We start from the raw sequence: 26,691 nt of genomic DNA, 5'->3' as shown, positions 1-26,691 counted from the left end.
TAAGACCATGAAAAATATAAGCTTCATTTATGCCTCATTTTTAGCCCTGCTGATTGCAGGATGCGGCAATCAAAAAAGCGCTGAGACTTCCAACGAAGAATCGACCGAAACTCCCACCGTAATTGTGACCCAAGAGCAGTTCAACAGTAGTGGGTTTGCCTTGGGAAACATGCAGAAACAGACCTTTCCCAATATGGTGGAAACTTCAGGAATGATTGATGTCCCGCCCAAGAACAAAGCCATAATCACTTCATTTATGGGCGGTTTTGTAAAAAGAACCCCGTTGTTGGTGGGTGACCGGGTAAAAAAGAGACAACCTTTGGTTACTTTGGAGAGCCAGGAATTTGTAAAAATGCAACAGGAATACCTTGAGGTGTTCAACCAGCTTGACTTTCTAAAGGCTGAATACGACAGGAACAAGACGCTTTTTGAGGAAAAGATCGCTTCGCAAAAGAACTATCTGGAAGCCAAGAGCAATTATGAAACCTTTTTGGCCAAATACGAAGGGCTTAAAAAGCAATTGCAGATGCTCAATATTTCCCCTAAAAATGTGGAACAGCGCATCATCACTCCTGAAGCGGTCATTTATTCCCCCATTGATGGGAGCATCACCAAAATGCACGTATCAACGGGAAGTTATGTCTCCCCTTCCATGGAAATCCTGGAAATTGTGGACAATGAGCACGTACATCTGGAGCTGACTGTTTTTGAAAAGGACATTCTGAAAATAAAAAAGGGACAGGAAATCCAATTTAAGATTCCTGAGGCTTCCGAGGAAACCTTTGGAGCCGAAGTATATTTGGTAGGAACCTCCATTGACGACGCCCAACGGACCATTAAAGTCCATGGGCATTTGAAAAAAGAGGATGGTGGTTTCCTTCCCGGAATGTTCGTTGACGCCAAAATCATGACCGACACCACCAAAGCCTGGGGCCTACCTGAAGAGGCCGTTTTTAACGTGGAAGGTTCTTCCTATCTCCTAAAGTTGATATCCAAAGAAGGGGGTGACCTTCAATTTGAACGTGTTGGGGTGACCTTAGGCGATAGCTATGCAGGCCATGTGGAGATAACTTCCCAAGAAAAGCTCAACGATAACGACCAATTTTTGGTGAAGGGGGTCTATGACCTGTTTGGAAACTAGTTTTAACCCAACCCAACATCCAAAGTCATCATAATGATAAATCCGCCGATAAAGCCCATTGTGGCGATATCGGTGTATTTATCCTGTTGGGTCTCTGGGATAACCTCCTCGACCACCACAAAGATCATTGCTCCGGCAGCAAAGGAAAGCGCATAGGGTAAAATAGGCTCAAAGGTCAAAACGGCCCAAGCCCCCAACACCCCCGCAATGGGTTCCACTATGGCAGACGCCTGTCCGTACATCCAACTTTTTCTCCGGCTTAGACCATGTCTACGCAAGGGCATGGCCACTGCAAAACCTTCGGGGAAATTCTGTAACCCGATTCCCAAGGCCAAGGCCACAGCCCCTCCAATGGTAGCACCATCAACTCCAGCAGCCACCCCACCAAAAAGCACGCCCACGGCGAGGCCTTCAGGAATATTGTGCAAGGTTATGGCCAAGGTGAGCAAGGTTGTTCTATGCCATGGGGTTTTTACCCCTTCGGCCTCACTGAGCTTAAAATTGATATGGAGGTGCGGCAAAATCTTATCCAAACCAAAAATGAACCCGGCCCCAAGTAAAAACCCAACGGCAGCGGGAATCACCTTTACAAAACCTTCGCCTTGGCTCATTTCAATGCCCGGCGCCAACAAACTCCAAAAACTGGCTGCGACCATTACCCCACCGGTAAATCCAAGCATCCCATCCAATACGGCGCGGTTGGCATTTTTAAAAAAGAAAACCAAACCTGCTCCCAAGGCGGTCAGTCCCCAAGTGAACAATGTGGCGTACAAAGCCGCCAAAATGGGGTCAATGGTTTCAAAATAGGTAATTACTTGTTCCATTATTCGTTCTTTTTAACATAAAGGTTGGATGCGATCTGATGTGAAATGCGCAGCTCCCTACCTTCCATCGCAATATGCAATGATTGGTCAAAATCTTCTTTCTCCAAAACTTGGATGGTATGGCCCAAAGCGATTTTATTCTTATCCAAAAACTTTAGGAAGGGGGCCGAAGAGTCTTTAACTCCCACGCATACCCCTTTGTCGCCGATGGCCACTTCACTTAGAAGTTGTTTATCCCGTACCATGAACTTACCATCCTTGCTGGGAATGGGATCTCCATGGGGATCAAACTTTGGAAACTCCAACAGTTCATCGATTTTGTCTATCAGTTTTTCGCTTTTGATGTGCTCCAGCTGCTCGGCTACTTCATGGACCTCATCCCAAGAAAAATCCAATTTTTTCACCAAAAAAACTTCCCATAGCCGATGTTTTCTAATGATGGACAATGCGGTTTTGGTCCCCTGATCCGTTAAGGACACCCCTTGGTACTTTTTGTAGTTCACCAATCCCTTTTCTGCCAATTTCTTGGCCATATCGGTGACCGATGAGGGTTTGGTCTCCATCTGTTCGGCAATGGCATTGGTGGTAATGGGAGTGGAATTGCTCCCTCCCAGATGGAAGATGATCTTGAGATAGTTCTCCTCGGAACGGGTCATGAAAAAATATTTTTTCAAAAATACATTTTTATTTATCAAAACCTATTTTTAGTTTTGTCTAAATTTAATTTTAAGTACATTGAAATTTAACTTTGACCATATATTCTTCATTGCTTTCTTTGGATGCTTTGCCCATTTATTTGCACAAAATGCTTCCATTTCCGGAAAGGTTACTGAAAATGGCGAACCCCTACCCTTTGTGAACATCTTACTAAAAGGAACCCAAATAGGTGGCTCCACCGATGTGGACGGGCAGTATCAACTTTCCAATATAGCTCCCGGCGACTATGTGCTTTTGGCCACTTCCATGGGTTATATCCCATATCAAACCACCCTTACCGTAAAAGAGGGGGAAACCAAAACCGTAAATATTATTTTGGAAGCTTCGGCGCAAGCCTTGGATGAAACCGTGGTCACAGGCACCCTGAAACCCGTCAGTCGGTTGGAAAGTCCGGTTCCGGTGGAAGTCTATACCCCCACTTTCCTGAAAAAAAACCCTACACCCAGTATTTTTGATGCACTACAAAACGTAAACGGGGTCCGCCCACAAATCAACTGTAATGTATGTAATACGGGCGACATCCATATTAATGGATTGGAAGGTCCGTACACGTTGGTTTTGATTGACGGTATGCCCATTGTGAGCGGTTTGGGAACTGTTTACGGACTGACCGGCATCCCGAACTCCTTAATCGATCAAATAGAAATTGTGAAGGGTCCTGCCTCTTCCCTTTATGGTAGCGAAGCGGTAGGTGGACTGATCAACATCATCACCAAAAACGCCATCACCGCCCCAGAATTTTTTGTGGATGGGTTTGTGACCGGGTGGGGCGAATACAATCTGGATGTAGGCAGTAAAATTGAGGTAGGCAAAAAAGCCAACATGCTCCTTGGGGTCAACTACTTCAATTATGATGTGCCCATTGACAACAACGGCGACAACTTTACCGACCTTACCCTTCAGGATAGGATTTCCATCTTTCAAAAGTGGGATTTTGAACGGGATGATTCAAGAATCTTCTCTGTCGCGGGTCGATTTTTTTACGAAGACCGATGGGGTGGCGAAATGCAATGGACCCCAGAATTTCGAGGGGGTGATGAAATTTATGGCGAAAGTATCTATACCCGCCGATGGGAGATTTTGGGGAAATATCAATTGCCTATCCAAGAGAAAATGTTGCTCTCGCTATCTTACAATGACCATAGCCAGAATTCCGTTTATGGGGATACCCAATATTTGGCCGATCAACGCATCGGTTTTGCACAGCTAACTTGGGACAAATCTGCCGGCAACCATGATCTTTTGTTCGGGAGTGCTGTCCGATACAATTATTACGACGACAATACTCCGGCAACTACCAATGCGGACAACATTTGGATTCCAAGTGTTTTTGCCCAAGATGAGATAAAACTTGCTCCAAAACACTCCTTCTTGGCCGGACTACGTTATGATTACGACCAGCGGCACGGCAATATTTTCACTCCTCGTGCGGCCTACAAATGGAAAATTTCGGATAATGACATTTTTCGTATCAATGCGGGAACCGGGTTCCGTGTGGTGAACCTTTTTACTGAAGACCATGCCGCACTGACCGGGGCACGGGAAGTAATCATTGCCGAGGAACTGAAACCCGAGCGCTCCGTTAACGTCAACCTCAACTATTTGAAAAAGATCTACAGTGACAATGGCACTTTTGTGGGTATTGATGCCTCGGCGTTTTACACGCATTTTTCAAACATCATTCTACCCGATTATGACTCCAACCCCAATCAAATTATTTATGATAATCTAGATGGAAAATCGGTTTCCAAAGGAATCAGTGCCAATTTGGACGTAGTGTTTCCCAATGGCATTAAATTCTTGTTGGGAGCCACTTGGCAGGATGTGAGCAATACCGAAAATGGCATTACCCAACAACAGATCCTTACCGAGAGCATTACCGGTACCTGGAACCTTTCCTATACTTTTAGAATGTTGGATCTAAGTGTGGACTATACCGGAAACCTATATGGCCCCATGCGATTGCCCCTTTTGGGTGATTTGGACCCCAGACAGGAATATTCCCCTACTTGGAGCATCCAGAATATTCAATTTACCTATAAGGGGTGGAACAATTTTGAGCTGTACGGCGGCATCAAAAACCTACTGGACTGGACCCCGAACAAGGGTAATCCATTCATCATTGCCCGCACCAACGATCCTTTTGACAAAAACGTGACCTTTGACACCAATGGCAACGCGGTGGCCACTCCAGACAACCCCTATGCCCTAACTTTTGATCCAAGCTATGTCTATGCCCCCAATCAGGGGATTCGTGGGTTCTTTGGGGTCAGATATACGGTTTTTTAAAAGATGATTCCCCGCTAAAAACCATTTTTAATGGTTAGAAAATAAAATCCTCTCATGCGACTGTCTTCCTTTCCGTATTTTTGGGACTATGTCCCAATATGACTACATCATCATAGGAGCGGGAGCTGCCGGAATTTTACTGGCCCATACCCTTGGGAAAGATGCGTTCTTTGCTTCAAAATCCATATTGGTGCTGGACAAGGATTCCAAGAATAAAAACGACCGTACCTGGTGTTTTTGGGAAAAAGGGCCAGGCGATTTTGACGATTTGGTCTGCAAAACTTGGGACACCATCCATGTAGCGGGAAAAGAACTTCGCCTTTCCACACCCATAGCCCCTTACACCTACAAAATGCTTCGGGGGTTGGATTTCTACTCCAAATACATCCCTGAAATAAAAAGCTGCCCCAATATCACATGGATTCAGAGCGAGGTCATCCACATTCAGGAAAATGAAGTTGGGGCTTTGGTCCAGACGAAGGGTGACACTTTTTCCGGCAAAACGATTTTTTCCAGTATAGCGGATTGGGATTCCGTTTCCCAACAAACTAAATTCCCGGTGTTGCAACAACACTTTTTGGGATGGTTCATTACGACCAAAGCACCTGTTTTTAATCCAGATGAAGCCACATTCATGGATTTTTCCGTTCCGCAAAAGGGCAATACCCGTTTTATGTATGTGCTTCCCACATCAACCACCGAAGCCTTGGTAGAGTACACTCTTTTCTCCGAACACCTTTTGGAGAAAAACGAATACGAAGAAGCGCTCAAAAATTATCTTCAAGAAAAATACAACAGTACTGATTATACCATCTCAGAAACAGAATTTGGAAGCATCCCCATGACGTGCTATCCGTTTCACAAGCATAATTCCAATGTGGTTTTCCACATCGGTATCGCTGGAGGATGGGCAAAGCCCAGCACTGGGTTTACGTTTTACAATACAAGTCAACAAATCAAGGCTTTGGTTACCCATCTAAAACAGGAAAAACCCTTGGCCACATTCCACAAAAAGAGCAGGTTTGGGTTCTATGACTCACTTCTCTTGGACATTCTCCATCGGGAAAACCATTTGGGACGATCTATATTTGAATCGCTGTTTGCCAAGCGAAAAGCATCCTTGATCTTAAAGTTTTTGGGTAATGGCACCCATCTCGGCGAAGAACTGCAGATTGTGACTGCTCCTAAACCATGGCCTTTTCTCAAGGCATTGTTTCGAAGAATTTTTTAGACGGTTCGCTTCATCAAGTTCTCACCAAACTTTCGTAGCAGTTCTTTGTTGGTTTCAGGAATCGTCAATTGTTCCAAAACCTCAAAAGCCTTCCGTGTATAGGCCTCGATTTCGGTTTGGGTGGCTTCTACGGCACCACTATCCTTAAAAATCCCCTTCACTGCCTCGACTTTTGCCGCAGCGTCTTTCGGTTTAATGGAATAGAGATGCATGAGACTTTCCTGGTCTTCCTTGGTGGACTTTTCAAGTGATTTTAGATACAGAAAGGTCTTTTTGTTTTCCATGATATCGCCCCCTACCTGTTTCCCAAAAGTCTTGGGATCTCCAAAAGCATCCAGATAATCGTCCTGAAGCTGAAAGGCAATCCCCAGATTTCGCCCAAACTCATACATGGCCTCGGCATCTTTGTCCGATGCATGGGCAATAATGGCCCCCATCTGCATGGCGGCAGCCACCAAAACCGAGGTTTTGTATTCGATCATTTTGAGGTATTCCGGAATAGTGACGTCATCGCGGGTCTCAAAATCCACATCGTATTGTTGTCCTTCACAAACTTCGATGGCCGTCTTGCTAAAAAGGGAGGTAAGTTTTTTAAAGACCTCAGGTGGATAACTTTCAAAAAACTGATAGGACAGAATCAACATGGCATCCCCGGAAAGAATCCCGGTGTTCAAATCCCATTTTTCATGCACGGTTGTTTTTCCTCTTCGCAATGGGGCATCATCCATAATATCATCATGGACCAAGGAAAAATTATGGAACATTTCTATGGCCAAAGCAGCATCCATGGCTTCCTTTGCCTTTCCTCCAAAAACCTCAGCGGTCATTAGGGTAAGTATGGGCCGTAACCGTTTGCCACCCAAACCTAAAATATAGTGCACAGGTTCGTACAGGTTCCTGGGTTCTGTCATTTGGGTTCTTGCCTCAAGATGCGTAACAAACTGTTCCCTATACTGACTAATGATATCGATATCTGACATGGAGCCAAAAATACGTGCAAAAAAACAAAAAACAACGGGTCAGGTGGCGGAATACTTTAGTGGTTATCCCCATTGAAAAACCCAAAATTGCTCCATTCATCAAAAAAATCGCCCCAAAAATGCAATAGATTTGAAAAGCTTCGTCCTAACAGATAAAGTAAGCAATCCGTTTTTTTAAATGGCCGCCAAAACAGAGAACCGCAACAACCTGACCACTTTTTTCAATGAGGAATACCACTCATTGCGAATGTATGTGCAGTCCAAAATCCGAAATACTTCGGAACGGGATGCGGAGGACATTGTCCAGGATGTGGCGCTTCGGATTTATTCGCGGGCCGATGACCTTAACCCCATCAACAACATTGGGGGGTTTGTGTACAGTGCCATTCGCAATAGGATCATTGATATCATGCGCGGAAGAAAAGAGCATAAATACCCTGCGGAGGAAATTGATAGGCAATGGCAGGATTTTGCAGAAGCTTTTTATGGCGATGCGGACAATTCCTATTCCCCTGCATTGGAAGAGGAGTTGAAAAAAGCCGTAGCAGCGTTGAAACCCGCTTACCGGGATATCATCATCGCCATTGACTTTGAAGGTTTCACCTATAAAGAAATTGCGGAAAGGACCGGCATCCCAACCGGGACGCTTATGTCCCGAAGACACCGAGCCATGTCCGTATTATTGAACAATTTGGAAAATAGTAAAGAATCTAAAAGTATATAGTCATGGAACATAAAGAAAATATTGAAAAAGCAGTGGAAAGTAAAGTGGAGTACTATGTGAAAAAAGTATTGAAAGTGATTGCAATGGTCATTTTGGGCATCCTTTTTCTCCTATTGGCCAATTATGTGTTGATGTGGTTATGGAACTGGTTGATGCCGGACATATTTGGACTGCCCACCGTAACCTACTGGCAAGCCCTGGGCATCTTTGTCTTGGCCAAACTCATTTTTGGTTTTGGCTTTGGTGATGACAAAGGAGGCAAAAAATCCCATCACAAGAAAAAACATGGCTTCTCCAAAAAAAGATGTGGTTCGCTCAGACGCGATTTTGATGAATGGAAACACTATGACCAATTCTGGAAAGAGGAAGGAGAAACCGCCTTTAAAGCCTACGTGGAACGAATCAAAAACGAAAATCATGATACCGAGTAAAAAGAACGTTATCCAAGAGCGTTACAAACGTCAGTACAAATCCTTTTTCTGGACTTTACGATCTAAATCCCCAACCCAGTCCAAAAGAGACTCCCTATTTCGTCAACACATAGTAGGTTGGTCCCACTAAAGATCAGCCATTAAGCACTCGTTAAAAAAACGTAAAACCTTGGAAACTTTTTTTGTTTTTAAAGTTTCCATGATTACTTTTGCCCCCATTATGAGGGAAAAGATTATACAGAAGGCGACGGAACTTTTCATAAACCTGGGGTTTAAGAGTGTGACCATGGACGATTTGGCCAATGAAATGGGGATATCCAAAAAGACCATTTATTCCCATTTCAGGAACAAAAGCGAACTGGTGGAAGAGACCACAATGACCATGTGCGACTTTATAACCTGTGGCATAGATAACATTGTTTGTCTGCAAAAGAACCCCATTGAAGAACTCTATGAGATCAAAAAGTTTGTCATGGTGAATTTAAAGAACGAGAAAACGTCTCCCTTATACCAACTGCAAAAATATTACCCCAAGATACATGGGTCCCTAAAGGAAAAGCAATACGAGTCCATGCACGGCTGTGTCCTGGAGAATGTAAAACGGGGAATGGAAATGGAAATCTACAGGAGCAACCTCAATGTGGAATTTGTATCCAGAATCTATTTTTCAGGGGTCATGAGCTTAAAGGATGAAAACCTTTTTCCTTCCCAGATTTTTTCCAAGCCCGATGTCTTGGACCAATATCTGGAATACCATTTAAGGGGCATCGTCACCCCAAAAGGACGAAAAATATTAAACTCAATCATCAATTCAAACCAAGAATAAATGCGAACAACCTTAATCAGTTTACTACTAGTGCTCCCATGGCTTTCGTCAGCACAGGATACCATTCCCAGATTCAATCTGGAGGGGGCCATCCAATATGCCTTGGAACATAATTATAGTTCATTGAACGCCACTAGGGACCTGGACGATGCCCAAAAACAGAAATGGGAGACGATTGCCAGCGGCCTTCCCCAGATTTCAGGGGCGGTTAGCTATCAAAATCAATTGATACAGCCTGTATCCCAGATTCCTGCCGAGTTTTTTGGCGGTGAACCGGGTACTTATCAGGAAGTGGTCTTTGGCCAACCCCAATCCATGTCGGCTTCGGCCACATTAAAACAACAGATTTTTGATGGATCTTATATTGTAGGTGTACAGGCCACGAAAACCTTTTTGGACTATAGTCAAAACAACAAGGAGAAAACGGATTTGGACGTAAGAAAGGCCGTGGTGGAAGCCTATGGCAATGTGCTTTTGGCCAAGGAAAGTGTCCTCATCTCCGAGAACAACAAGGCTACTTTGGAGAAAAACCTGTACGAGACCAAACGGGTGTACGAAAACGGTCTTGGCGATGAGGAAAGCGTAGATCAATTGCAGATTACCCTCTCATCCGTAGACAATCAGTTGAAAAACGCGAAGCGTCTGGAGGTCATCACGCTCCAGATGTTGAACCTGGTCTTGGGATTGCCCATTGAGACCCAAACCGTCTTGACCGAGAACCTGGATGATCTTACCCAGCAACAAATTGACTTGGGCCTATTGGACTCCGAATTCAACATAGAGAACAACGTGGATTACAAACTGGCCACAAACCTCAACGAACAACGTTACTTTGAGCTGAAATTGGCCAAGAGCAGGGCGTTGCCCACACTAAATGCTTTTGTGAGCTACGGGGGAAATTCATTTAGCGATCGATTCAATTTTTTAAGCAGCGGGCAACCATGGTTTGAATCCTCCATCTTGGGTGTGGATCTCAACATTCCCATTTTCAGTTCTTTGGGAAGAAGTGCCTCTACACAACGGGCCAAAATTGCCTTGGAGAAGGCCAAGACCCAATTGACCGAGGCCGAGGAACAAATCTGGCTTCAATTGGAAAATGCCAAAAGCAATTACATCCTTGCCATTGAGGAATACGGCACCTCCAAGCAAAACTTGGAACTGGCCGAACGTATTGAAAACAAAAACCAAATTAAATATTCCGAAGGTTTGGCCACCAGCTTTGAGCTTCGGCAGGCACAGACCCAACTTTATACCAGTCAACAGGAATACTTGCAGTCCATGGTGGACGTGATCAACAAGAAAACCGAACTGGAAACCATTTTTAATCAATAAACAAAAGAGAAAACCGTACCATCATGAAAAAAGCAATATATATAGCACTTACAGCAGCAACTTTGGCTTCTTGTGGGAGTAGTGGCAAAAACTCTGTGGAGAGTGTCATTGAAACCAACAATCTAGAAGCTATCAGAGCCAAGCATACGGAAATTTCCCAGCAGCACAAGGCTTTGGAGATGGAGCTGAAGACCTTGGATTCTGCCATTGCACAATTGGACGATAACGCCAAACTGCCCTTGGTGACCACCATTGATGTGAAACCAGAGAAATTTGACCATTATCTGGAACTGCAAGGTGATGTAACCACCAAGCAGAATGTCCTGATCTATCCTGAAATGGCCGGGACACTTTACCGTGTTTATGTCAAGGAAGGACAAAAAGTGGCCAAAGGCCAAGTATTGGCTTCCATTGACGATGGTGGGCTTTCCAGCCAATTGGCGCAGGCAAAGACGCAGGCAGAACTTAGCAGGACAACTTTTGAGCGTCAGAAAAGACTTTGGGAGCAAAACATTGGTTCCGAAATCCAATATCTACAGGCCAAAACCACTTACGAAGCACAACAAAGTGCCGTAAAGCAATTGGAAAGCCAAGTGGGAAAATCCACTATCCGTGCGCCTTTTGCCGGTATCATTGACGATGTGATCAAAGATCAGGGTACCGTGGTAAGTCCCGGACCAGGTTCTGAGGTGTTCCGAATCGTAAACCTTTCCAACATGTACATTAAGGTGGAGGTACCTGAAAGTCACCTGCCCAATGTTACCCCTGGAAAGGATGTTCGCGTATATTTCCCTGTATTGGGAGATAGCGTCATCACCAAAATTCGTCAGACCGGAAACTTTATCAACCCCAGCAACAGGTCTTTCACTGCTGAAATCCCTGTACCAAGCCATGATGGGAAGGTGAAGCCCAACTTGACCGCCAAAGTGATGATCAACGATTACACCAATGAGAATGCCATTCTTATCCCACAAAGCATTGTATCAGAAAACGCCAATGGGGAGCAATATGTGTTCTTGGTGGATGCTGATTCCATATCGTCCGACCCTGTGGCCAAAAAAGTGGTCATTGAAACCGGCAAGACCCAAGGGGATTATGTAGAGGTACTTTCCGGTATCAATAGCGGTGATGGTATCATAGATGAAGGGGCCCGTAGCGTAAAAGAAGGGCAAAAAGTAAAAATCAAGAACAACATATAGCCAGCTAATTATGAGCAAGCAAAAGAAAAGCGTAGATAAGGAATTTAGGCTGTCCTCATGGGCTATCGACAATAAAACGACCATGTATGTGCTGATAGCCGTTATCCTTTTTCTGGGAGCATCGGCCTATTTTAGCATGCCTAGAGAAAGTTTCCCGGAAATCAAGGAAACCAAGATCTATATCAGTTCCCTCTATCCCGGAAATACCGCGGAGGACATTGAAAAACTCATCACCGACCCTATTGAGGATGAGTTGAAGACCGTGAGCAACGTTGTGGAAATCACCTCCACCTCCCAGGAAGATTACTCCATGATCATTGTGGAGTTTGATGAGAACATTTCCGTTGAAGGTGCCCTACAGAAAGTAAAGGACGAGGTGGATTCAAAGACTGCAGGGGAAGATTGGCCCACGTTCAACGGTGCCAAGGTAGAACCCAATGTGTTCGATTTGAGCATGTCCGAAGAGATTCCGATTCTCAACATCAACATTTCCGGGGACTATCCGGTGGACAAACTCAAGGAATATGGGGAATATCTGGAAGACGAAATCGAAGGGCTGCTTGAAATAAAGCAAGTGGACATTCGCGGTGCCCAGGAAAAGGAAGTGGAAGTTGCCGTGGATATCTATAAAATGATGGCCGCCAAGGTGAGCTTCAACGACATCATCAATACCATAAGCAATGAGAACATGACCACTTCGGCGGGCAACCTCATTACCAGTGGACAGCGTAGGACCATCCGTATTGTGGGTGAGATAGACCGACCCAATGAACTGGAAAATTTTGTGGTAAAGTCTGAAAATGGCAATCCCATTTATCTGAAGGATATTGCCAAGGTAAGTTTTAAGGAAGAGGACAAGACCACCTATGCACGTGAATATGGTGCTCCCGTGGTGATGTTGGACGTTAAAAAACGTGCCGGAAAGAACATGGTGGCCGCAGCTGAGCAAATCCAAGTGATTGTGGACGATGCCGTCAAAAATGTGTTTCCACAGGATTTAAAGGTGACCATTGCCAATGATCAATCTTCCAAGACCATAGGTCAGGTAGATGATTTGGTGAACAACATCATCTTCGGTATCATCTTGGTGGTGACCGTTCTGATGTTCTTCTTGGGCTTCAAAAATGCCTTGTTCGTTGGTTTTGCCATACCCATGTCCATGTTCATGTCCCTGATGATATTGAACACCTTGGGGTATACCATGAACACCATGATCCTCTTTGGGTTGATCATGGGATTGGGAATGTTGGTGGACAACGGTATTGTGGTAGTGGAAAATGTATATCGCCTTATGGACGAAGAGGGCATGTCCCGAATTGAAGCGGCCAAAAAAGGGATTGGAGAAATTGCATTTCCCATTATCATTTCCACATTGACCACCGTAGCAGCCTTCGTCCCTCTTGGACTATGGCCGGGAGTTATGGGACAATTTATGATCTATTTCCCAGTGACCTTGTCGGTAGTTTTGGGGTCCTCGCTCTTTGTGGCCATCTTCTTCAACTCCGTACTGGTGTCGCGATACATGACCACGGAGGACAAGAGTATGCCGCTAAAGCAGATTATCCGTATCACATCTATCATATCCGTGATCGGACTTTTAATCATTCTGTTTGGAGGTACGTATAGAGCTTTGGGATCCTTAATGGTATTGACCGCCATTATGCTATGGATCTACAGGCTTTTCTTGAGAAATTGGGCCAATGGGTTCCAGAACAAGATATTACCACGATGGGAACGGTTTTATGAACGGACCTTACGTTATACATTGGCAGGAAGAAAGCCCATTTTTATAGCCATAGGTACTTTTGTACTCCTACTTATAGCCTTTATGGGATTTGGAGCCTCAGTGGGAAGCCAACGAACCAAAGTGGAATTCTTCCCAGACAATACCCCTAACCAGATCATTGTATACATTGAATATCCTGAAGGAACAGATATCCAAAAGACCAATGCCATCACCAAGGACATAGAGCAAAGGGTATTTGATATTGTCAATGCGGATACCTATAACCATGGCGATTACAATTTCTTGGTGGAAAGTGGGGTCTCCCAAGTGGGCGAAGGTGCAGGAAATCCACAAACCGATGGGGGTTCCGCGGCCGAAATGCCACACCGTGGAAAAATTACCGCTACCATGCGGGAATATAAGTTTCGTGAAGGAGCCGACAGTAATGAACTTTTACGAAAAGTCCAAGAGGCCTTGAAAGATGTATATCCCGGAGTAGCCATTTCCGTGGAGAAAGATGCCGTTGGTCCACCAGCAGGATATCCCATCAATATAGAACTGGAAGGAGAGGATTACTCCGAATTGATCGTTGCCGCAGAGCAGATGCGAAACTTTATCAACTCAAGGAACATTCCTGGTATTGATGAACTCAAAATCGATGTGAACAAGTCCAAGCCTTCCATGTTGGTTGCCGTAGATCGAAAAAAGGCCGGTGAACTGGGTGTCGCCACAGGACAAGTGGGACAACAGCTCCGTAACTCCATTTTTGGTGCCAAAGCTGGAATCTATAAGGAAGATGGAGAGGATTACGACATTTATGTTCGTTTCAATGAGGAAAACCGATATAACACCAGCGCCATTTTTAACCAGCGCATTACGTTTAGGGATCCTTCATCCGGCCAGATAAAAGAGGTGCCCGTATCAGCGGTTGCCAAACAGGTGAACAGTACTGGTTTTAGTGCCATCAAGCACCGGGATACCAGACGTGTGGTTACCGTATACTCTGCCTTGGCCCCTGGTTTCACGGATGCTGGAGCGATTGTAGGCAAGATACAGGAAGAAATGAACGATTTTGAAGGCTTGCCTTCGGATATCAAGGTTGACTATACTGGTCAGATTGAGGAGCAGAACAAGCAAATGGCCTTTTTGATGGGCGCTTTCTTTACCGGTCTTGGCTTGATTTTCTTCATTTTGATCTTCCAGTTCAACTCGGTTTCCAAACCTGGTATCATCATGCTTGCCATTTTCTTGAGCTTAATCGGGGTATTTGGGGGTATTGTGGCCACAGGAAGTGCCTTTGTGATCATGATGACCATGATGGGTATCATTTCATTGGCGGGAATCGTGGTGAACAACGGTGTGGTACTTTTGGACTATACCCAACTCTTGATCGATAGGAAGAAGGTGGCCCTCGATTTGGATGAGGAAGACCTTTTGGACCCAGAAGACTTTAAGGAAGCCGTGGTCAAAGGAGGTAAGGCAAGGTTGCGCCCTGTACTGCTTACGGCCATCACCACCATTTTGGGGTTGATTCCATTGGCAACAGGGTTCAACATCAACTTCTTTACCTTGATGAGTGAGTTTAACCCACACATTTACTTTGGCGGGGACAACGTAATCTTTTGGGGACCTTTGGCCTGGACCGTGATCTATGGTCTATTTGTGGCCACCTTCTTGACCCTGATCGTGGTTCCCATCCTGTTCACCTTGGTGTACCGACTCAAGTTACGGATACAGAAAAACAAAATAAGAAGAGAGAAAAAGAAAAAGGAACAGTTGGATGTGGCCGCCTAAGGTCATAAAAAAAGCCCCTGCCATAGGCAGGGGCTTTTTAATTAAATCTTTTACATTACTTGTCAATCGAAACGATTTCAGATTGGTTCCAGTTTTTCACACTGGCAATCCTGTTGTCACTGAAATCTACTTCTTTCAACAAATCGCCTTCCCAAAAGAACCATTTACCAGTTCTTTCCCCATTCATGTACGTACCGGAAGCTATTTTCTTTCCTTCCATATTGTACATCAACCATTGACCGTGTAATTTTCCGTTCAGATAATAGCCGGTTTGGGCCATTTCTCCGTTTTCATGAAAATATGTTGCTTTTACCATTTTTCCCACTTTCTCAAAAGTCGGTTGGGTATCTTGCGGATACATATAAACCGAAAACATCAACGCCATAAAAAATATTGCTTTCTTCATAATACATTGGGATTTAAAATCTTGAACTACTTGTACTAACGCTATAAATTTATTTAAATTTTACATTAAATAAAGATTTACGTAACAATAAATTTACATTAAAACTATATTAAACTGAAATTCAATACGTTAACTTTTTGATAAAAATGCATTCTACTCCTTTTATCGATAAAAAAGCACCCATTTTGAATCAAAACCTTGATCTAGCCTATAACTGAATAGGGACCAATACGTTCTTTTTTAAAAATCCTGTACCATCATCAAGGAGAAAATCCATATATCTAGCAATAAATTTTGCCATTCCTATTAAATTTGCCGTCTCATAACAAACATCATGTACAGAAGTAATACCTGCGGTGCATTAAGGGCATCAGATATCGGTTCGGAAGTAGTTCTAAGTGGTTGGGCACACAAGCTCCGTGACAAGGGTTTTGTAGTTTGGGTAGACCTTCGTGATCGCTACGGCATTACGCAATTGGTGTTTGATGAAGAGCGCACACCCGTCGAACTTCTTGAAAAAGCCAAGGAGTTGGGTCGTGAAACCGTGATTCAGGCCAAGGGAGAAGTCATTGAACGGGCCTCAAAAAACCCAAATATCCCAACAGGGGAAATTGAGGTGTTGGTCAAGGAGCTTACCATCCTGAACAAATCCCTCCTACCCCCCTTTACCATTGAGGATGAAACGGATGGCGGAGAGGATATCCGAATGAAATACCGTTACCTGGATATCCGAAGGAATCCGGTAAAGAACAAGCTTATTTTTAGGCATAAAGTGAGCATGGAGGTCCGAAAATACCTTTCGGAACAAGGATTTATCGATGTGGAAACCCCCTATTTGATCAAGTCCACCCCTGAAGGGGCACGCGACTTTTTGGTTCCTAGCCGAATGAACGAAGGGCAGTTCTATGCCCTGCCCCAATCCCCACAGACCTTCAAGCAATTGTTGATGGTCGGTGGATTGGACAAATATTTTCAGATTGTAAAATGTTTTAGGGATGAAGATCTACGGGCAGATAGGCAACCCGAATTCACCCAAATAGATTGCGAAATGGCCTTTGTGGAACAGGAGGACATCCTGAATACCTTTGAAGGCCTTACCAAGCATTTGCTCAAGGAAATCAAGGGAGTTGAAATCGATGAATTTCCTCGAATGACCTTTGACGATGCCATGCGCCTTTATGGCAATGACAAACCCGATATCCGCTTTGGAATGCAGTTCGGGGAACTCAATACTGTGGCCCAGCACAAGGACTTTAACGTCTTTAACTCTGCCGAATTGGTTGTGGGAATCGCTGTCCCCGGAGCTGCGGAGTATACCCGAAAAGAAATAGACGCCCTTATTGATTGGGTAAAACGCCCCCAAGTAGGGGCCAAGGGCATGGTCTATGTAAAATGCAATGAGGATGGTTCCTACAAATCATCCGTAGACAAGTTTTATGACCAAGATGATTTGGCCCAATGGGCCGATGTCACTGGCGCAAAACCGGGCGACCTTATTTGTGTCCTCTCCGGGAACACCAATGAAACCCGTGCACAACTCAGCGCCCTTAGAATGGAGCTGGCCGAAAGGCTCGGTCTACGAAAACCCGATGAGTTTGCCCCATTATGGGTTGTGGATTTCCCCTTGTTGGAATTGGACGAGGAAACCGGCACCTATCATGCCATGCACCACCCCTTCACCTCACCAAAACCTGGTCAATTGGAATTGTTGGATACCGACCCGGGGGCTGTCAAGGCCAATGCTTATGATTTAGTGTTGAATGGCAATGAAATTGGTGGTGGATCCATCCGTATCCATGATAAACAAGTACAGGCAACCATGTTCAAACATCTAGGGTTTACTCCTGAAGAGGCCAAGGCCCAATTCGGGTTTTTAATGGACGCCTTTCAATATGGTGCCCCTCCCCACGGTGGTATTGCCTTTGGTTTGGACCGATTAGTGGCTATTTTGGGTGGACAGGAGACCATTCGCGACTTTATCGCTTTCCCTAAAAACAATAGCGGTAGGGATGTTATGATCGATGCCCCGGCGACCATTGATGATGAGCAACTTAAAGAGTTACATTTGAAATTGGACAGGTCTTAAAATGTTCGAAAAAGGATTTTTATAAGTATCTTCAAAATATGGCTTTTAAAAACCTCTTTCCAAGACCATTACTGGCATTAAGCATAATTATCTTGTTAGCCTCTTGTTCAGTCAATGGTGATTCAGAAAATAGCACGCCTCCCGAAACAACAGTTGAAGATAGTATTGCGCCTACTTTAACGGTTAGCGGCATAGTTGAAAATGAAACCTTAAGCGAACCCCAAGAATTGACTCTTTCATTGGCTGATAATTCAGGTGATAACCTCCTTTTAGAAGCGTTCTTGGATGGTGTGTTGATTTATAGCAGTAGTACTGATTACACTTTTGAACTCGACCCCAATCTTTTTGCCCCCGGCGAAAAAACAATTCGCTTTGTGGCATCTGATGATGCCAAGAACAGTACATCAGTAAATGTTAGGTTTATAATCAAGAGAGTTCTGGTCAAGTTATCACTTGAAGAAAATTATTTTCGTAACCCTATTGAAGAAGCCTTTGCATTTGCATCTAGGAATGATGGAGTTGTTCTGGATAGCATAATACTAACAGAAAACGCTGAACTAAAACTGCTCGCTCCCTTTGATTTTGACGCCAGCGAGGAATTTGTTTTGACCATCATCACAAAAAACACCAATGGACCGATTGACTTGGAATCGATTCCCCATTTAAAAGTAGCTGAAACCAATAATTTTCTTTTGACCAACCAAGGCAGATTTAATTATGAAACAATTGAGGTCAACTATGCCGCTACCGGTTTCCCCGAACTTGAAGGTTTAGGGTATAGCTATATATTTTTCTCTCCTGATGATCCAACTGGAACTTTAGACCTCCTTGATCGTTTTGATCCTCCCGCACATATTTTTTTAAAGGCTGCAGGGGGGAGTGTGGATGGCGAACATTTCTATACCAAAATAAAAAGAGATACAATTTCAAGTCCATTACTATTGGAGTTGGATGACTTCACTTCAGAACATGTCACGGTTGGCAATTTTCCTTACACGGAAAACTCGGTGATTGATATTTACGGCTTTGAAAGTTATGCTGATTTTGAAGCAGATAAACCCCATAATGCAAGATTCAATGTGGGTCAAATAGTATCCCAGAACAGCATTCGGATTCCATATATTGATAATTTCACGTATTATAGACATACCTATGTAGACTTATATGGTTCAAATTTGAACGGTTACAGGTATATGGGTGAAGGATTGCCCCTAGAAGATTACAATCCTTTAGGAACCACTCTCGTAACCACTCTCGTAGACAATAAACTTTTAATTGATTTTATACCTCTTCCTGACTACCATTCAGGGAAAGTCCATTTAAAGTCCATAAACCAAAATTCTAACTGGGTATTTAATTTTGATGCAAGTAATAGTGAAGAGTTAACCCTACCAGAAATTCCTAATTTTAGTGGGATGGAAGAACTTGCGGGACTAACTTACGAAATCAAGTCCACTAGAATTTCCAGTTATTCCAATATTGGGTCTTTTGAAGATTATTTAAACATTGCTAAAAAGGATAATTTAAGATATTATGAACATTCTGAAAAGGTTGAACATATCACAGTTTGGCCAAGTATGGACAATCGTGAATCTTTCATAGATCCTTCATATTGATTTGCTATACACTTTGTACCTTTTAGAGTTGTTGTTTTAAACCCGTAGAGAACGTTTTTACTGTTTCATTTTATACCAAAGGAAAAACACTTTCAACACTATGCAATAATTTCAGCATGTCCAACCGATCAAAAAAAATATTCACGAAGTTTTTAAAATGGAGGTATAAAAATATCTCCAACAAAACCTTTGTGCACCTCATGAGTCTGGTGGTGGGTTTTTTGGCGGGGTTGGTGGCCGTTACCTTAAAAAACTTCACCTATTTTATCGAGTCCCTGCTTAAAATGGGAATCGTTTTTTCAGAAAATCAACTCTACTTTATCCTACCCACCATTGGGTTGACGTTTGTGTATCTCTACGTAAAGTTTGTACACAAAAAGCCGATTCAGCATGCGGTGTCGTCCATTATTTTTTCGCTTTCCAAAAAAGGGGGACTCTTATCAACAAAAGATATTTATACCCCATTGATCACGGCACCACTTACGGTAGGGTTTGGGGGTTCCGTGGGACTTTTGGGACCGGCGGTCAAGTCAGGTTCGGCCATAAGTTCCAACCTTAGTCGCCTGTTTCATATTGATGCCAAGACACGATCGTTATTGGTTGCCTGTGCTTCGGCAGGGGCCATTTCATCCATTTTCCAGTCCCCTATTGCCGCCATCATCTTTGCCGTAGAGGTATTTACCTTGGATTTGACCATGATGTCCATGCTTCCCTTGTTGTTGGCCTCCATAGCAGGGGTGCTCACTTCCTATTTCTTTTTGGGAAACGAAGTGCTTTTTAGTTTTTCCCTTACCGAAGGATTTGAATTGAAGGACACCCCATTTTATGTGTTGTTGGGCGTGGGTACCGCCTTCGCCTCGATATATTTTACCAAGATGTACTTTTCCATACTCACCTTTTTCAAACGGTTCAAAAGTCCCAAGTACAAACTTTTGGTGGGCGGTATTGCCATTGGAATCATGCTTTATGCCATCCCTCCACTCTACGGGGAAGGTTTTGGTTTCATCAACAATTTATTGGATGGGGACCATTTAAAGGCTTTGGGAAAAACCCCGTTCGATGCCTATACGGACAACATTTGGGTAGTGATTGCCCTTTTGTTCGGCATTACCATTTTTAAGGCCATAGCCATGACCACCACCTTTGCCGCTGGTGGTGCCGGTGGAATCTTTATTCCTACCATGGTCATGGGAAGTGCGTTGGGCAATGTGGTGGCCAAGATCATCAACCATCTGGGCCTTGGGTTTTCGGTATCGGAAAGCAACTTTACCCTAATAGGCATGGCTGGTCTGATTGCCGGGGTAATCCATGCGCCTTTGACCGCCATTTTCTTGATTGCTGAAATCACCGGAGGTTACGAACTCTTTGTTCCCTTGATGATCACTGCCTCCATCTCCTATCTCACTACCAAAAATGCGTTGGACTATACCATTTACACCAAGGAACTGGCAAAAATTGGCGCCGTACTATCCCACAATAAGGACCAAATGGTATTGGGGCTTATGGAAATGGACGATGTGATTGAGAAAAATTTCAAATCGGTACACCCTGAAATGTCCTTGGGGGACATGCTGCACGAATCCGTTTCCAAATCCAAAAGGAACATTTTTCCCGTGTTGGATGATGAAAAAAAATTAATGGGCATCATTGTGTTGGATGATATCCGCCAGTTTATGTTTGACCGTGACCTCTACGAAACCGTTCATGTAAAGAATTTGATGCACGCCCCGCCCGAGCATATCTTTTATGGAAAAGATACCATGAAACAGGTCATGAAGAAATTCCAGGACAGTGGGGCTTGGAACCTGCCCGTTATCAAGGATGGCAAATACGAAGGTTTCATTTCAAAATCGAAATTATTGACGGCCTATCGGCGAAAACTCATCAATTACACCCAATGAAAATCAAGCTCAAATATATCATTGTCCTTATCGTTCTGGCTTCCATTTCCTCTATCATATTTGGCTTTTCCATTGAAGAGGAGCAACCTTCTTCTGCGCACAGATATATCGGTTTGGGAACCATAGGCCTATTTTTGGTGGCCATGCCCCTTTTCCTGTTCAAAGAAAGCAAGGGAAAGAACATGAAAGACTACATGCTCACCAAGGACAACATAAAAAAAATGCAGAATCAAGAGCGCAAAAACACTGGAAAAGAATAATCTTCCCAAGATTTAATGGTTATTTTACCTGATTAGACGTAAAATATCCTACATTCGTGCTTTAACATTTATTTTTTTTTAATGACCGGTACAGTAAAATTTTTTAATGGATCCAAAGGTTATGGGTTCATTACCAACGACGACACAGGAAAGGACATCTTTGTTCATGTTACAGCATTGAACGGGGTGGAATTGAACGAAGGCGACAAAGTAGAATACCAAGAAGAAGAAGGAAGAAAAGGAAGGGTTGCTGCACAAGTGCAAGTAATCGGATAATTATATTTTATTTTGAAAAATTTCGAAGCCCTGGCCCATGCCGGGGCTTTTACTTTAGTTGAGGTTTCTTCGTTGGATGAAAAAGCGTTTCAGTAATTCCGAAGCCTCGTTTTCCATAATCCCGCTGACCACTTCCGTTTTGGGATGCAGATGGCCTCCCATGACATTGAATCCTCGTTCCAAATCCGCTGCGCCATAGACAATCTTTGAAACTTGGCTCCAATACAGTGCACCGGCACACATTTGGCACGGTTCCAAGGTCACATAGAGCGTACACCCATGCAGATACTTACCGCCAAGAAAATTTGATGCCGCCGTTATGGCTTGCATCTCGGCATGGGCCGTTACATCCTTCAATCGCTCCGTAAGGTTGTGGGCACGGCCAATGATTCGGTTGTCCACCACCACGATGGCCCCAACGGGAACTTCACCCATTTCGTAGGCCATTTCGGCTTCCTGTAGGGCTTTTTTCATAAAATAGGTGTCGTCAAACGGGTTCTCCACAATTTTTATTGAAACTTTTCATCAAAAGGCTAAGCTAAGCATAAAAAAATTTTACCTATTATAGGTACTTTTGTTTTTTATTCGTTGGAAAAGCTTTTAACACATATCAATTCCCCGGCAGACCTTAAAAAACTGCCTTTGGATAAACTTCCCAAACTCGCCCAAGAGCTTCGGGAATTTATTATTGATATTGTCTCCACAAAAGAAGGTCATTTGGGTGCCAGCTTGGGAGTTGTGGAACTGACCATAGCCCTCCATTATGTTTTTGACACGCCCAACGATAAACTTATATGGGATGTGGGCCATCAGGCCTATGGCCACAAAATTCTGACCGGAAGAAAGGAGATTTTTGAAACCAACAGGCAACTTGGAGGTATAAGCGGCTTTCCCAAGCGAAGTGAAAGTAAGTATGATGATTTTGGCACGGGGCATAGTTCCACTGCGATATCGGCCATTTTGGGTATGGCCATGGCCTCCAAACTCCATGGGGAAAACTTCAAACAGCACATTGCTGTGGTAGGTGATGCTTCCATAGCCAGCGGTATGGCCTTTGAGGGGTTGAACCATCTTGGAGTTACGGACGTAAATGCCCTTATCATCCTAAATGACAATGCCATAGGAATAGATCCCAGTGTAGGCGCCCTAAAAAAATACCTCACCAACGTAAAAGCCGGCACGGCCAAGGATGAAAACATTTTTGAATGTCTGAATCTTGATTATTCCGGTCCAGTGGATGGGCACGATGTAAAAGGACTTGTGGAAGAGTTGCAGCGTTTAAAGCAAGTGGATGGCCCCAAACTCCTTCATATCATTACCACCAAAGGAAAAGGGCTTAAAAAGGCGGAAGAGGACCAGGTGGTCTACCATGCCCCCGGAAAATTTGATAAGGTTACCGGGGAACGCCTCAAGAAATCCCAAGAGGCCCAACCCCCAAAATACCAAGACGTGTTTGGACATACCTTGGTGGAGTTGGCCCAAAAAAATAAGAATATAGTAGGCATCACTCCTGCTATGCCCACAGGAAGTTCTCTAAAATACATGATGGAGCAAATGCCCGATCGTGCATTTGACGTGGGCATTGCAGAACAACATGCAGTAACCTTGGCCGCAGGAATGGCCACACAAGGGCTTATCCCATTTTGCAACATCTATTCCACCTTTTTGCAGCGTGCCTATGATCAGGTCATCCATGACGTGGCCCTCCAAAATCTCCCTGTTATTTTTTGCTTGGATAGAGCAGGACTAGTAGGCCAAGATGGTCCTACACACCATGGTGTTTTTGATATTGCCTATTTAAGATGCATTCCCAATCTTACTCTATTTGCCCCCATGAACGAAATGGAACTCAGGAACATCATGTACACGGCCCAATTGGGCATGGATGGCCCCATAGCCATTCGATACCCCCGGGGCCAAGGCGTGACCATTGACTGGAAAAATGAATTGGAGTCCATCCCATTGGGAACAGGGCGTTGCCTCAAGGAAGGGTCAAAAATCGCCATCCTTACCGTGGGCCATATTGGAAATGAAATTTCCCGTTTATTACCAACACTTGACCAAACGGATGCCATTGGTCATTACGATATGCGTTTTATAAAACCCTTGGACAAAAAACTGTTAGATACAGTCTTCAACACGTATGACCACATCATTACACTCGAAGATGGCTGCGAGATAGGTGGTTTTGGTTCTGCGGTTTTGGAGTTCGCCAATGCAGAACACTATGTAAAACCCGTTACAATTTTTGGCATTCCAGATAAGTTTGTTGGTCATGGAACAATTTCAGAGACGCATAAACTGGCTGGCATAGATTTTGAAACCATTCATTCTTTTATACAATCAACCTTAGACCAATGCGAATAATCTGTTGTTTACTTCTCTTCCTAGTCGTCTCCTTTTCCGCCAATGCCCAGATCAATCGCTTAAAAGTTTTTGAACCCGACAGTACCGAGACCGGCTTTCGGGTGGTCCGGATAAAGGATGTCAAACTGAAGTATCTTACCCGTAGTGCAAAACTGACCGATCCAAGAACGGTGCTTAATCGGGTAAAGCCCCTTAAAAGATGGTACAAACGCTTTGTGCCCCATTCATTTTGGGATAAAAAGAATGCATTTGGGCTTAATATCAATGAGGTTTCCTTTGTGAATTGGAACGCTGGGGGTGACAATTCAGTATCCGCCTTGGCCAGTGCCGACTTTGAACGAAATTACAAGTTCCGGTACCTGAACTGGAAAAATGAGGCAAAACTACGATACGGTCTCAACGCCCAAGAAGGGAGAAAACTGCGAAAAACGGACGATCAGATACGATTATCCTCCACCATAGGTTTTAGAAAGGATACCATAACCAACTGGTATTACTCGGTAAAAGCGAATTTTAACACCCAGTTTTCCAACGGTTTTAAATATCCAGACCGGGAAACCCCCATTTCAAGATTCATGGCGCCCGGTTATCTTTTTGTCGGTATTGGTACCTCCTATATTCCCCAAAATGAAAAATTCAACCTTTATATTTCTCCCGCTACCCTTAAGTCAACCTTTGTATTGGATGAAACTTTATCCAGTCAAGGAGCATTTGGTGTGGATGAGGGAGAAAATGTGTTTCTGGAACTTGGTTTCCTTATTACCAATACATGGGAAAAGGAAATCCTTAAAAATGTATTGATGAACCATCGCATCAACCTATATACGGATTATGTAAGAAGTTTTGGTAACGTGGATGTGGATTGGGAAATGACCTTCAACCTAAAAGTCAATGAATATATGAACGCCATGATTGGTACCCATGTGATTTTTGATGACGATATTAAATTTGATGAAGTGGTAGCTGAAGATGGCACGATAACCGATCCGGGGATATCCAAAATACAGTTTAAGCAGATTTTAGGGGTGGGCCTTAGATATGCCTTCTAAATTTTTCGGCCGGTCAACTTATCATGGATATGCACCGCCGCACTATCCGATAGACTGGCCACAAAACAGCTGGTGTCCAACAAGATTTTGTACACAGAGGCATCCGTGTTTCTGTAATTTTCAGGCAAGCTCTTGATCAACAATCCATCATAATTGTTGGCACAATCTTCTTTTTTTCTGATCAAGGCCGTAGTGTACATGTCCAACAGGTCTGCAATAATTCGATATCCCGCCAATTCCTTATCAATTACATGGGCAGATTGGTAGATTTTTTCAACACTCAGCTTTAGGATATCGTCTATCTGGGCTTTGTACTTTCCCTTGTCCAAAAGTGCAGATCCAAAATCTCCCTTTAAAATGGTCTCCTCATTGTTCACAAAGACTTCAACGGCATCGCTGATCAAGGTGTTTATGGCGAGAGCCCTTAAATAACTCAATCGGTCACTGGAATTGGTCATGGCTGCATATTTTTTGGTGTTGATGTTGTCTTTTACCAACTTGATCAAATATTCCAACGCATATTCCTCTGAAATCAACCCCAAATTGATACCATCCTCAAAATCGATGATGGTATAGCAGATGTCATCCGCCGCCTCTACCAAATAGGTCAAAGGGTGACGGTAATAGCCCATTTCCGGATTATGGGGATTGGGAACAAGTCCAATTTCGTTCACCACTTCCATGAAAAAATCCTTTTCGGATTGGAAAAAGCCAAACTTCTTGTCCGCTATATGCCTGGAAGGTTTTTTGGGCAACGAGGCTTTGGGATACTTCATAAAAGCCCCCAATGTAGCATAACTGAGTCGTAACCCGCCCGGAACACCGTCCCTGGACTCGGTCAACAGTTTGAATCCATTGGCATTCCCTTCAAAATCTATAAGGTCTTGGTATTCCACATCAGAAAGAACCTCCTTGTATTTCTTCCCATTTCCCTGTGCAAAATAATTTCCAATGGCCTTTTCCCCACTATGTCCAAAAGGAGGATTTCCTATATCATGGGCCAAGGCCGCCGCCGCAACAATAGCACCAAAATCATTAAAATGATACCCGTGCACTTCCGACAGAAAAGGATATTTGGCCAAGATTTTCTGTCCCGCTATTCGTCCCAAGCTTCTCCCCACCACAGAAACTTCCAAACTGTGGGTAAGCCTCGTATGCACAAAGTCTTTGTTGGAACCTACACTGATGGGCATGGGAACCACTTGGGTCTTGTCCTGAAGACTTCGGAATGCCGAGGAGAAAATAATGCGGTCGTAATCCACTTCAAACCCTAAACGGGTCTCGTTTTGCTCTTTTCGCAATCGTTTGTGGGTATCGCCATGGCGTCGTAGTGAGAGTAATTGTTCCCAGTTCATATAGGTGCAATATACGCTGAACCTTGGGTACGTTCCAAGAAAAACCTTGTCCCGTATTGTCCTTCAGACTCACAAAAGTTTAATGATTCCTTAATTTTTACATTACACTAAAGACATCCCATTGGGGCATTTTTGTCAGAATACAGCATTACAGCTAAGGT

22 protein-coding genes are annotated in these 26,691 nt (G+C 43.8%); 16 read left to right on the top strand and 6 right to left on the bottom strand.

The features are described 5' to 3' along the window. Positions 1 to 7 precede the first annotated feature (7 nt). Positions 8 to 1,141: an efflux RND transporter periplasmic adaptor subunit gene (locus tag F8C76_RS13435; protein ID WP_152132227.1), complete on the top strand. Its 1,134-nt coding sequence runs from the start codon at positions 8 to 10 to the stop codon at positions 1,139 to 1,141. 2 nt (positions 1,142 to 1,143) lie between these two features. Here F8C76_RS13435 and F8C76_RS13430 read toward each other — a convergent pair whose 3' ends face one another. After that, positions 1,144 to 1,965 carry a ZIP family metal transporter gene (locus tag F8C76_RS13430; RefSeq protein WP_152132226.1) on the bottom strand — a complete coding sequence of 274 codons (822 nt, stop codon included), beginning with the start codon at positions 1,963 to 1,965 and terminating at the stop codon, positions 1,144 to 1,146. Then, entirely contained in the window at positions 1,965 to 2,621 is a 657-nt protein-coding gene (locus F8C76_RS13425; RefSeq protein WP_152132887.1) for a metal-dependent transcriptional regulator, read from the bottom strand. Before F8C76_RS13425 ends, F8C76_RS13430 begins: the two co-directional genes overlap by 1 nt. Before the next feature lie 79 nt (positions 2,622 to 2,700). Between F8C76_RS13425 and F8C76_RS13420 the strand changes: the two genes are divergently transcribed. Both F8C76_RS13420 and F8C76_RS13415 read left to right on the top strand, forming a co-directional pair. After that, positions 2,701 to 4,971: a TonB-dependent receptor gene (locus F8C76_RS13420; protein WP_249042416.1), complete on the top strand. Its 2,271-nt coding sequence runs from the start codon at positions 2,701 to 2,703 to the stop codon at positions 4,969 to 4,971. Positions 4,972 to 5,059: 88 nt separating this feature from the next. Continuing rightward, positions 5,060 to 6,202 (top strand): lycopene cyclase family protein, encoded by a 1,143-nt coding sequence (locus tag F8C76_RS13415; protein ID WP_152132225.1) that lies wholly within the window; start codon positions 5,060 to 5,062, stop codon positions 6,200 to 6,202. Here the strand turns inward: F8C76_RS13415 and F8C76_RS13410 are convergent. After that, entirely contained in the window at positions 6,199 to 7,182 is a 984-nt protein-coding gene (locus F8C76_RS13410) for a polyprenyl synthetase family protein (RefSeq protein ID WP_152132224.1), read from the bottom strand. The two genes, F8C76_RS13415 and F8C76_RS13410, sit on opposite strands and share 4 nt — an antisense overlap. A 178-nt stretch (positions 7,183 to 7,360) precedes the next feature. Here F8C76_RS13410 and F8C76_RS13405 point away from each other — a divergent pair, with 178 nt between their 5' ends. From F8C76_RS13405 to F8C76_RS13380, 6 genes are all read left to right on the top strand, one after another. Continuing rightward, positions 7,361 to 7,906 (top strand): RNA polymerase sigma factor, encoded by a 546-nt coding sequence (locus tag F8C76_RS13405; protein ID WP_152132223.1) that lies wholly within the window; start codon positions 7,361 to 7,363, stop codon positions 7,904 to 7,906. Between the two features lie 2 nt (positions 7,907 to 7,908). Next, entirely contained in the window at positions 7,909 to 8,337 is a 429-nt protein-coding gene (locus F8C76_RS13400) for a hypothetical protein (RefSeq protein WP_129655030.1), read from the top strand. 220 nt (positions 8,338 to 8,557) lie between these two features. Continuing rightward, positions 8,558 to 9,163, top strand: a complete 606-nt coding sequence (locus tag F8C76_RS13395; protein ID WP_116217626.1) for a TetR/AcrR family transcriptional regulator — start codon at positions 8,558 to 8,560, stop codon at positions 9,161 to 9,163. Further along, positions 9,164 to 10,495 carry a TolC family protein gene (locus F8C76_RS13390; RefSeq protein ID WP_152132222.1) on the top strand — a complete coding sequence of 444 codons (1,332 nt, stop codon included), beginning with the start codon at positions 9,164 to 9,166 and terminating at the stop codon, positions 10,493 to 10,495. It abuts the gene before it with no gap. Between the two features lie 23 nt (positions 10,496 to 10,518). Continuing rightward, positions 10,519 to 11,694 (top strand): efflux RND transporter periplasmic adaptor subunit, encoded by a 1,176-nt coding sequence (locus tag F8C76_RS13385; RefSeq protein ID WP_129655026.1) that lies wholly within the window; start codon positions 10,519 to 10,521, stop codon positions 11,692 to 11,694. Positions 11,695 to 11,704: 10 nt separating this feature from the next. Continuing rightward, positions 11,705 to 15,214: an efflux RND transporter permease subunit gene (locus tag F8C76_RS13380; RefSeq protein ID WP_152132221.1), complete on the top strand. Its 3,510-nt coding sequence runs from the start codon at positions 11,705 to 11,707 to the stop codon at positions 15,212 to 15,214. 55 nt (positions 15,215 to 15,269) lie between these two features. Here the strand turns inward: F8C76_RS13380 and F8C76_RS13375 are convergent, their stop codons facing one another. Further along, positions 15,270 to 15,620, bottom strand: coding sequence for a toxin-antitoxin system YwqK family antitoxin (locus F8C76_RS13375; RefSeq protein WP_152132220.1), 351 nt, complete (start codon positions 15,618 to 15,620; stop codon positions 15,270 to 15,272). 334 nt (positions 15,621 to 15,954) lie between these two features. Here F8C76_RS13375 and aspS point away from each other — a divergent pair, with 334 nt between their 5' ends. From aspS to F8C76_RS13350, 5 genes are all read left to right on the top strand, one after another. Next, complete coding sequence (gene aspS / locus F8C76_RS13370; protein ID WP_152132219.1) at positions 15,955 to 17,706, top strand: aspartate--tRNA ligase; 1,752 nt, start codon at positions 15,955 to 15,957, stop codon at positions 17,704 to 17,706. 38 nt (positions 17,707 to 17,744) lie between these two features. Beyond that, positions 17,745 to 19,322, top strand: coding sequence for a hypothetical protein (locus tag F8C76_RS13365; protein WP_152132218.1), 1,578 nt, complete (start codon positions 17,745 to 17,747; stop codon positions 19,320 to 19,322). Positions 19,323 to 19,438: 116 nt separating this feature from the next. Continuing rightward, positions 19,439 to 21,223, top strand: a complete 1,785-nt coding sequence (locus F8C76_RS13360) for a chloride channel protein (RefSeq protein WP_152132217.1) — start codon at positions 19,439 to 19,441, stop codon at positions 21,221 to 21,223. Continuing rightward, positions 21,220 to 21,483, top strand: coding sequence for a hypothetical protein (locus F8C76_RS13355; RefSeq protein ID WP_152132216.1), 264 nt, complete (start codon positions 21,220 to 21,222; stop codon positions 21,481 to 21,483). Before F8C76_RS13360 ends, F8C76_RS13355 begins: the two co-directional genes overlap by 4 nt. An 81-nt stretch (positions 21,484 to 21,564) precedes the next feature. Then, positions 21,565 to 21,759, top strand: coding sequence for a cold-shock protein (locus F8C76_RS13350; RefSeq protein WP_116216857.1), 195 nt, complete (start codon positions 21,565 to 21,567; stop codon positions 21,757 to 21,759). 54 nt (positions 21,760 to 21,813) lie between these two features. Here the strand turns inward: F8C76_RS13350 and F8C76_RS13345 are convergent, their stop codons facing one another. After that, positions 21,814 to 22,263, bottom strand: a complete 450-nt coding sequence (locus F8C76_RS13345; protein ID WP_129655014.1) for a nucleoside deaminase — start codon at positions 22,261 to 22,263, stop codon at positions 21,814 to 21,816. Positions 22,264 to 22,347: 84 nt separating this feature from the next. On the opposite strand from F8C76_RS13345, the gene dxs reads away from it, so the two are divergent. Continuing rightward, complete coding sequence (gene dxs, locus F8C76_RS13340; protein WP_152132215.1) at positions 22,348 to 24,126, top strand: 1-deoxy-D-xylulose-5-phosphate synthase; 1,779 nt, start codon at positions 22,348 to 22,350, stop codon at positions 24,124 to 24,126. Beyond that, entirely contained in the window at positions 24,117 to 25,175 is a 1,059-nt protein-coding gene (locus F8C76_RS13335) for a DUF3078 domain-containing protein (protein ID WP_152132214.1), read from the top strand. The genes dxs and F8C76_RS13335 overlap by 10 nt, the downstream gene beginning before the upstream one ends. Here the strand turns inward: F8C76_RS13335 and dgt are convergent. Beyond that, positions 25,172 to 26,530 carry a dGTP triphosphohydrolase gene (gene dgt, locus F8C76_RS13330; protein WP_152132213.1) on the bottom strand — a complete coding sequence of 453 codons (1,359 nt, stop codon included), beginning with the start codon at positions 26,528 to 26,530 and terminating at the stop codon, positions 25,172 to 25,174. The two genes, F8C76_RS13335 and dgt, sit on opposite strands and share 4 nt — an antisense overlap. Positions 26,531 to 26,691 lie beyond the last annotated feature (161 nt).

It is taken from the genome of Flagellimonas olearia (assembly GCF_009184425.1).
Lineage (GTDB): Bacteria > Bacteroidota > Bacteroidia > Flavobacteriales > Flavobacteriaceae > Flagellimonas > Flagellimonas olearia.
The sequence above is the reverse complement of the archived record's forward strand: the minus strand, read 5'-3'. Positions and strand labels throughout refer to the sequence as shown.

What these genes read in the sequence shown, in the direction of transcription:
- F8C76_RS13435 (WP_152132227.1), top strand. Translation starts at nt 8, where the DNA reads ATGAAAAATATAAGCTTCATTTATGCCTCATTTTTAGCCCTGCTGATT.
- F8C76_RS13430 (WP_152132226.1), bottom strand. Translation starts at nt 1,965, where the DNA reads ATGGAACAAGTAATTACCTATTTTGAAACCATTGACCCCATTTTGGCG.
- F8C76_RS13425 (WP_152132887.1), bottom strand. Translation starts at nt 2,621, where the DNA reads ATGACCCGTTCCGAGGAGAACTATCTCAAGATCATCTTCCATCTGGGA.
- F8C76_RS13415 (WP_152132225.1), top strand. Translation starts at nt 5,060, where the DNA reads ATGTCCCAATATGACTACATCATCATAGGAGCGGGAGCTGCCGGAATT.
- F8C76_RS13410 (WP_152132224.1), bottom strand. Translation starts at nt 7,182, where the DNA reads ATGTCAGATATCGATATCATTAGTCAGTATAGGGAACAGTTTGTTACG.
- F8C76_RS13405 (WP_152132223.1), top strand. Translation starts at nt 7,361, where the DNA reads ATGGCCGCCAAAACAGAGAACCGCAACAACCTGACCACTTTTTTCAAT.
- F8C76_RS13400 (WP_129655030.1), top strand. Translation starts at nt 7,909, where the DNA reads ATGGAACATAAAGAAAATATTGAAAAAGCAGTGGAAAGTAAAGTGGAG.
- F8C76_RS13395 (WP_116217626.1), top strand. Translation starts at nt 8,558, where the DNA reads ATGAGGGAAAAGATTATACAGAAGGCGACGGAACTTTTCATAAACCTG.
- F8C76_RS13390 (WP_152132222.1), top strand. Translation starts at nt 9,164, where the DNA reads ATGCGAACAACCTTAATCAGTTTACTACTAGTGCTCCCATGGCTTTCG.
- F8C76_RS13385 (WP_129655026.1), top strand. Translation starts at nt 10,519, where the DNA reads ATGAAAAAAGCAATATATATAGCACTTACAGCAGCAACTTTGGCTTCT.
- F8C76_RS13380 (WP_152132221.1), top strand. Translation starts at nt 11,705, where the DNA reads ATGAGCAAGCAAAAGAAAAGCGTAGATAAGGAATTTAGGCTGTCCTCA.
- F8C76_RS13375 (WP_152132220.1), bottom strand. Translation starts at nt 15,620, where the DNA reads ATGAAGAAAGCAATATTTTTTATGGCGTTGATGTTTTCGGTTTATATG.
- aspS (WP_152132219.1), top strand. Translation starts at nt 15,955, where the DNA reads ATGTACAGAAGTAATACCTGCGGTGCATTAAGGGCATCAGATATCGGT.
- F8C76_RS13365 (WP_152132218.1), top strand. Translation starts at nt 17,745, where the DNA reads ATGGCTTTTAAAAACCTCTTTCCAAGACCATTACTGGCATTAAGCATA.
- F8C76_RS13360 (WP_152132217.1), top strand. Translation starts at nt 19,439, where the DNA reads ATGTCCAACCGATCAAAAAAAATATTCACGAAGTTTTTAAAATGGAGG.
- F8C76_RS13355 (WP_152132216.1), top strand. Translation starts at nt 21,220, where the DNA reads ATGAAAATCAAGCTCAAATATATCATTGTCCTTATCGTTCTGGCTTCC.
- F8C76_RS13350 (WP_116216857.1), top strand. Translation starts at nt 21,565, where the DNA reads ATGACCGGTACAGTAAAATTTTTTAATGGATCCAAAGGTTATGGGTTC.
- F8C76_RS13335 (WP_152132214.1), top strand. Translation starts at nt 24,117, where the DNA reads ATGCGAATAATCTGTTGTTTACTTCTCTTCCTAGTCGTCTCCTTTTCC.
- dgt (WP_152132213.1), bottom strand. Translation starts at nt 26,530, where the DNA reads ATGAACTGGGAACAATTACTCTCACTACGACGCCATGGCGATACCCAC.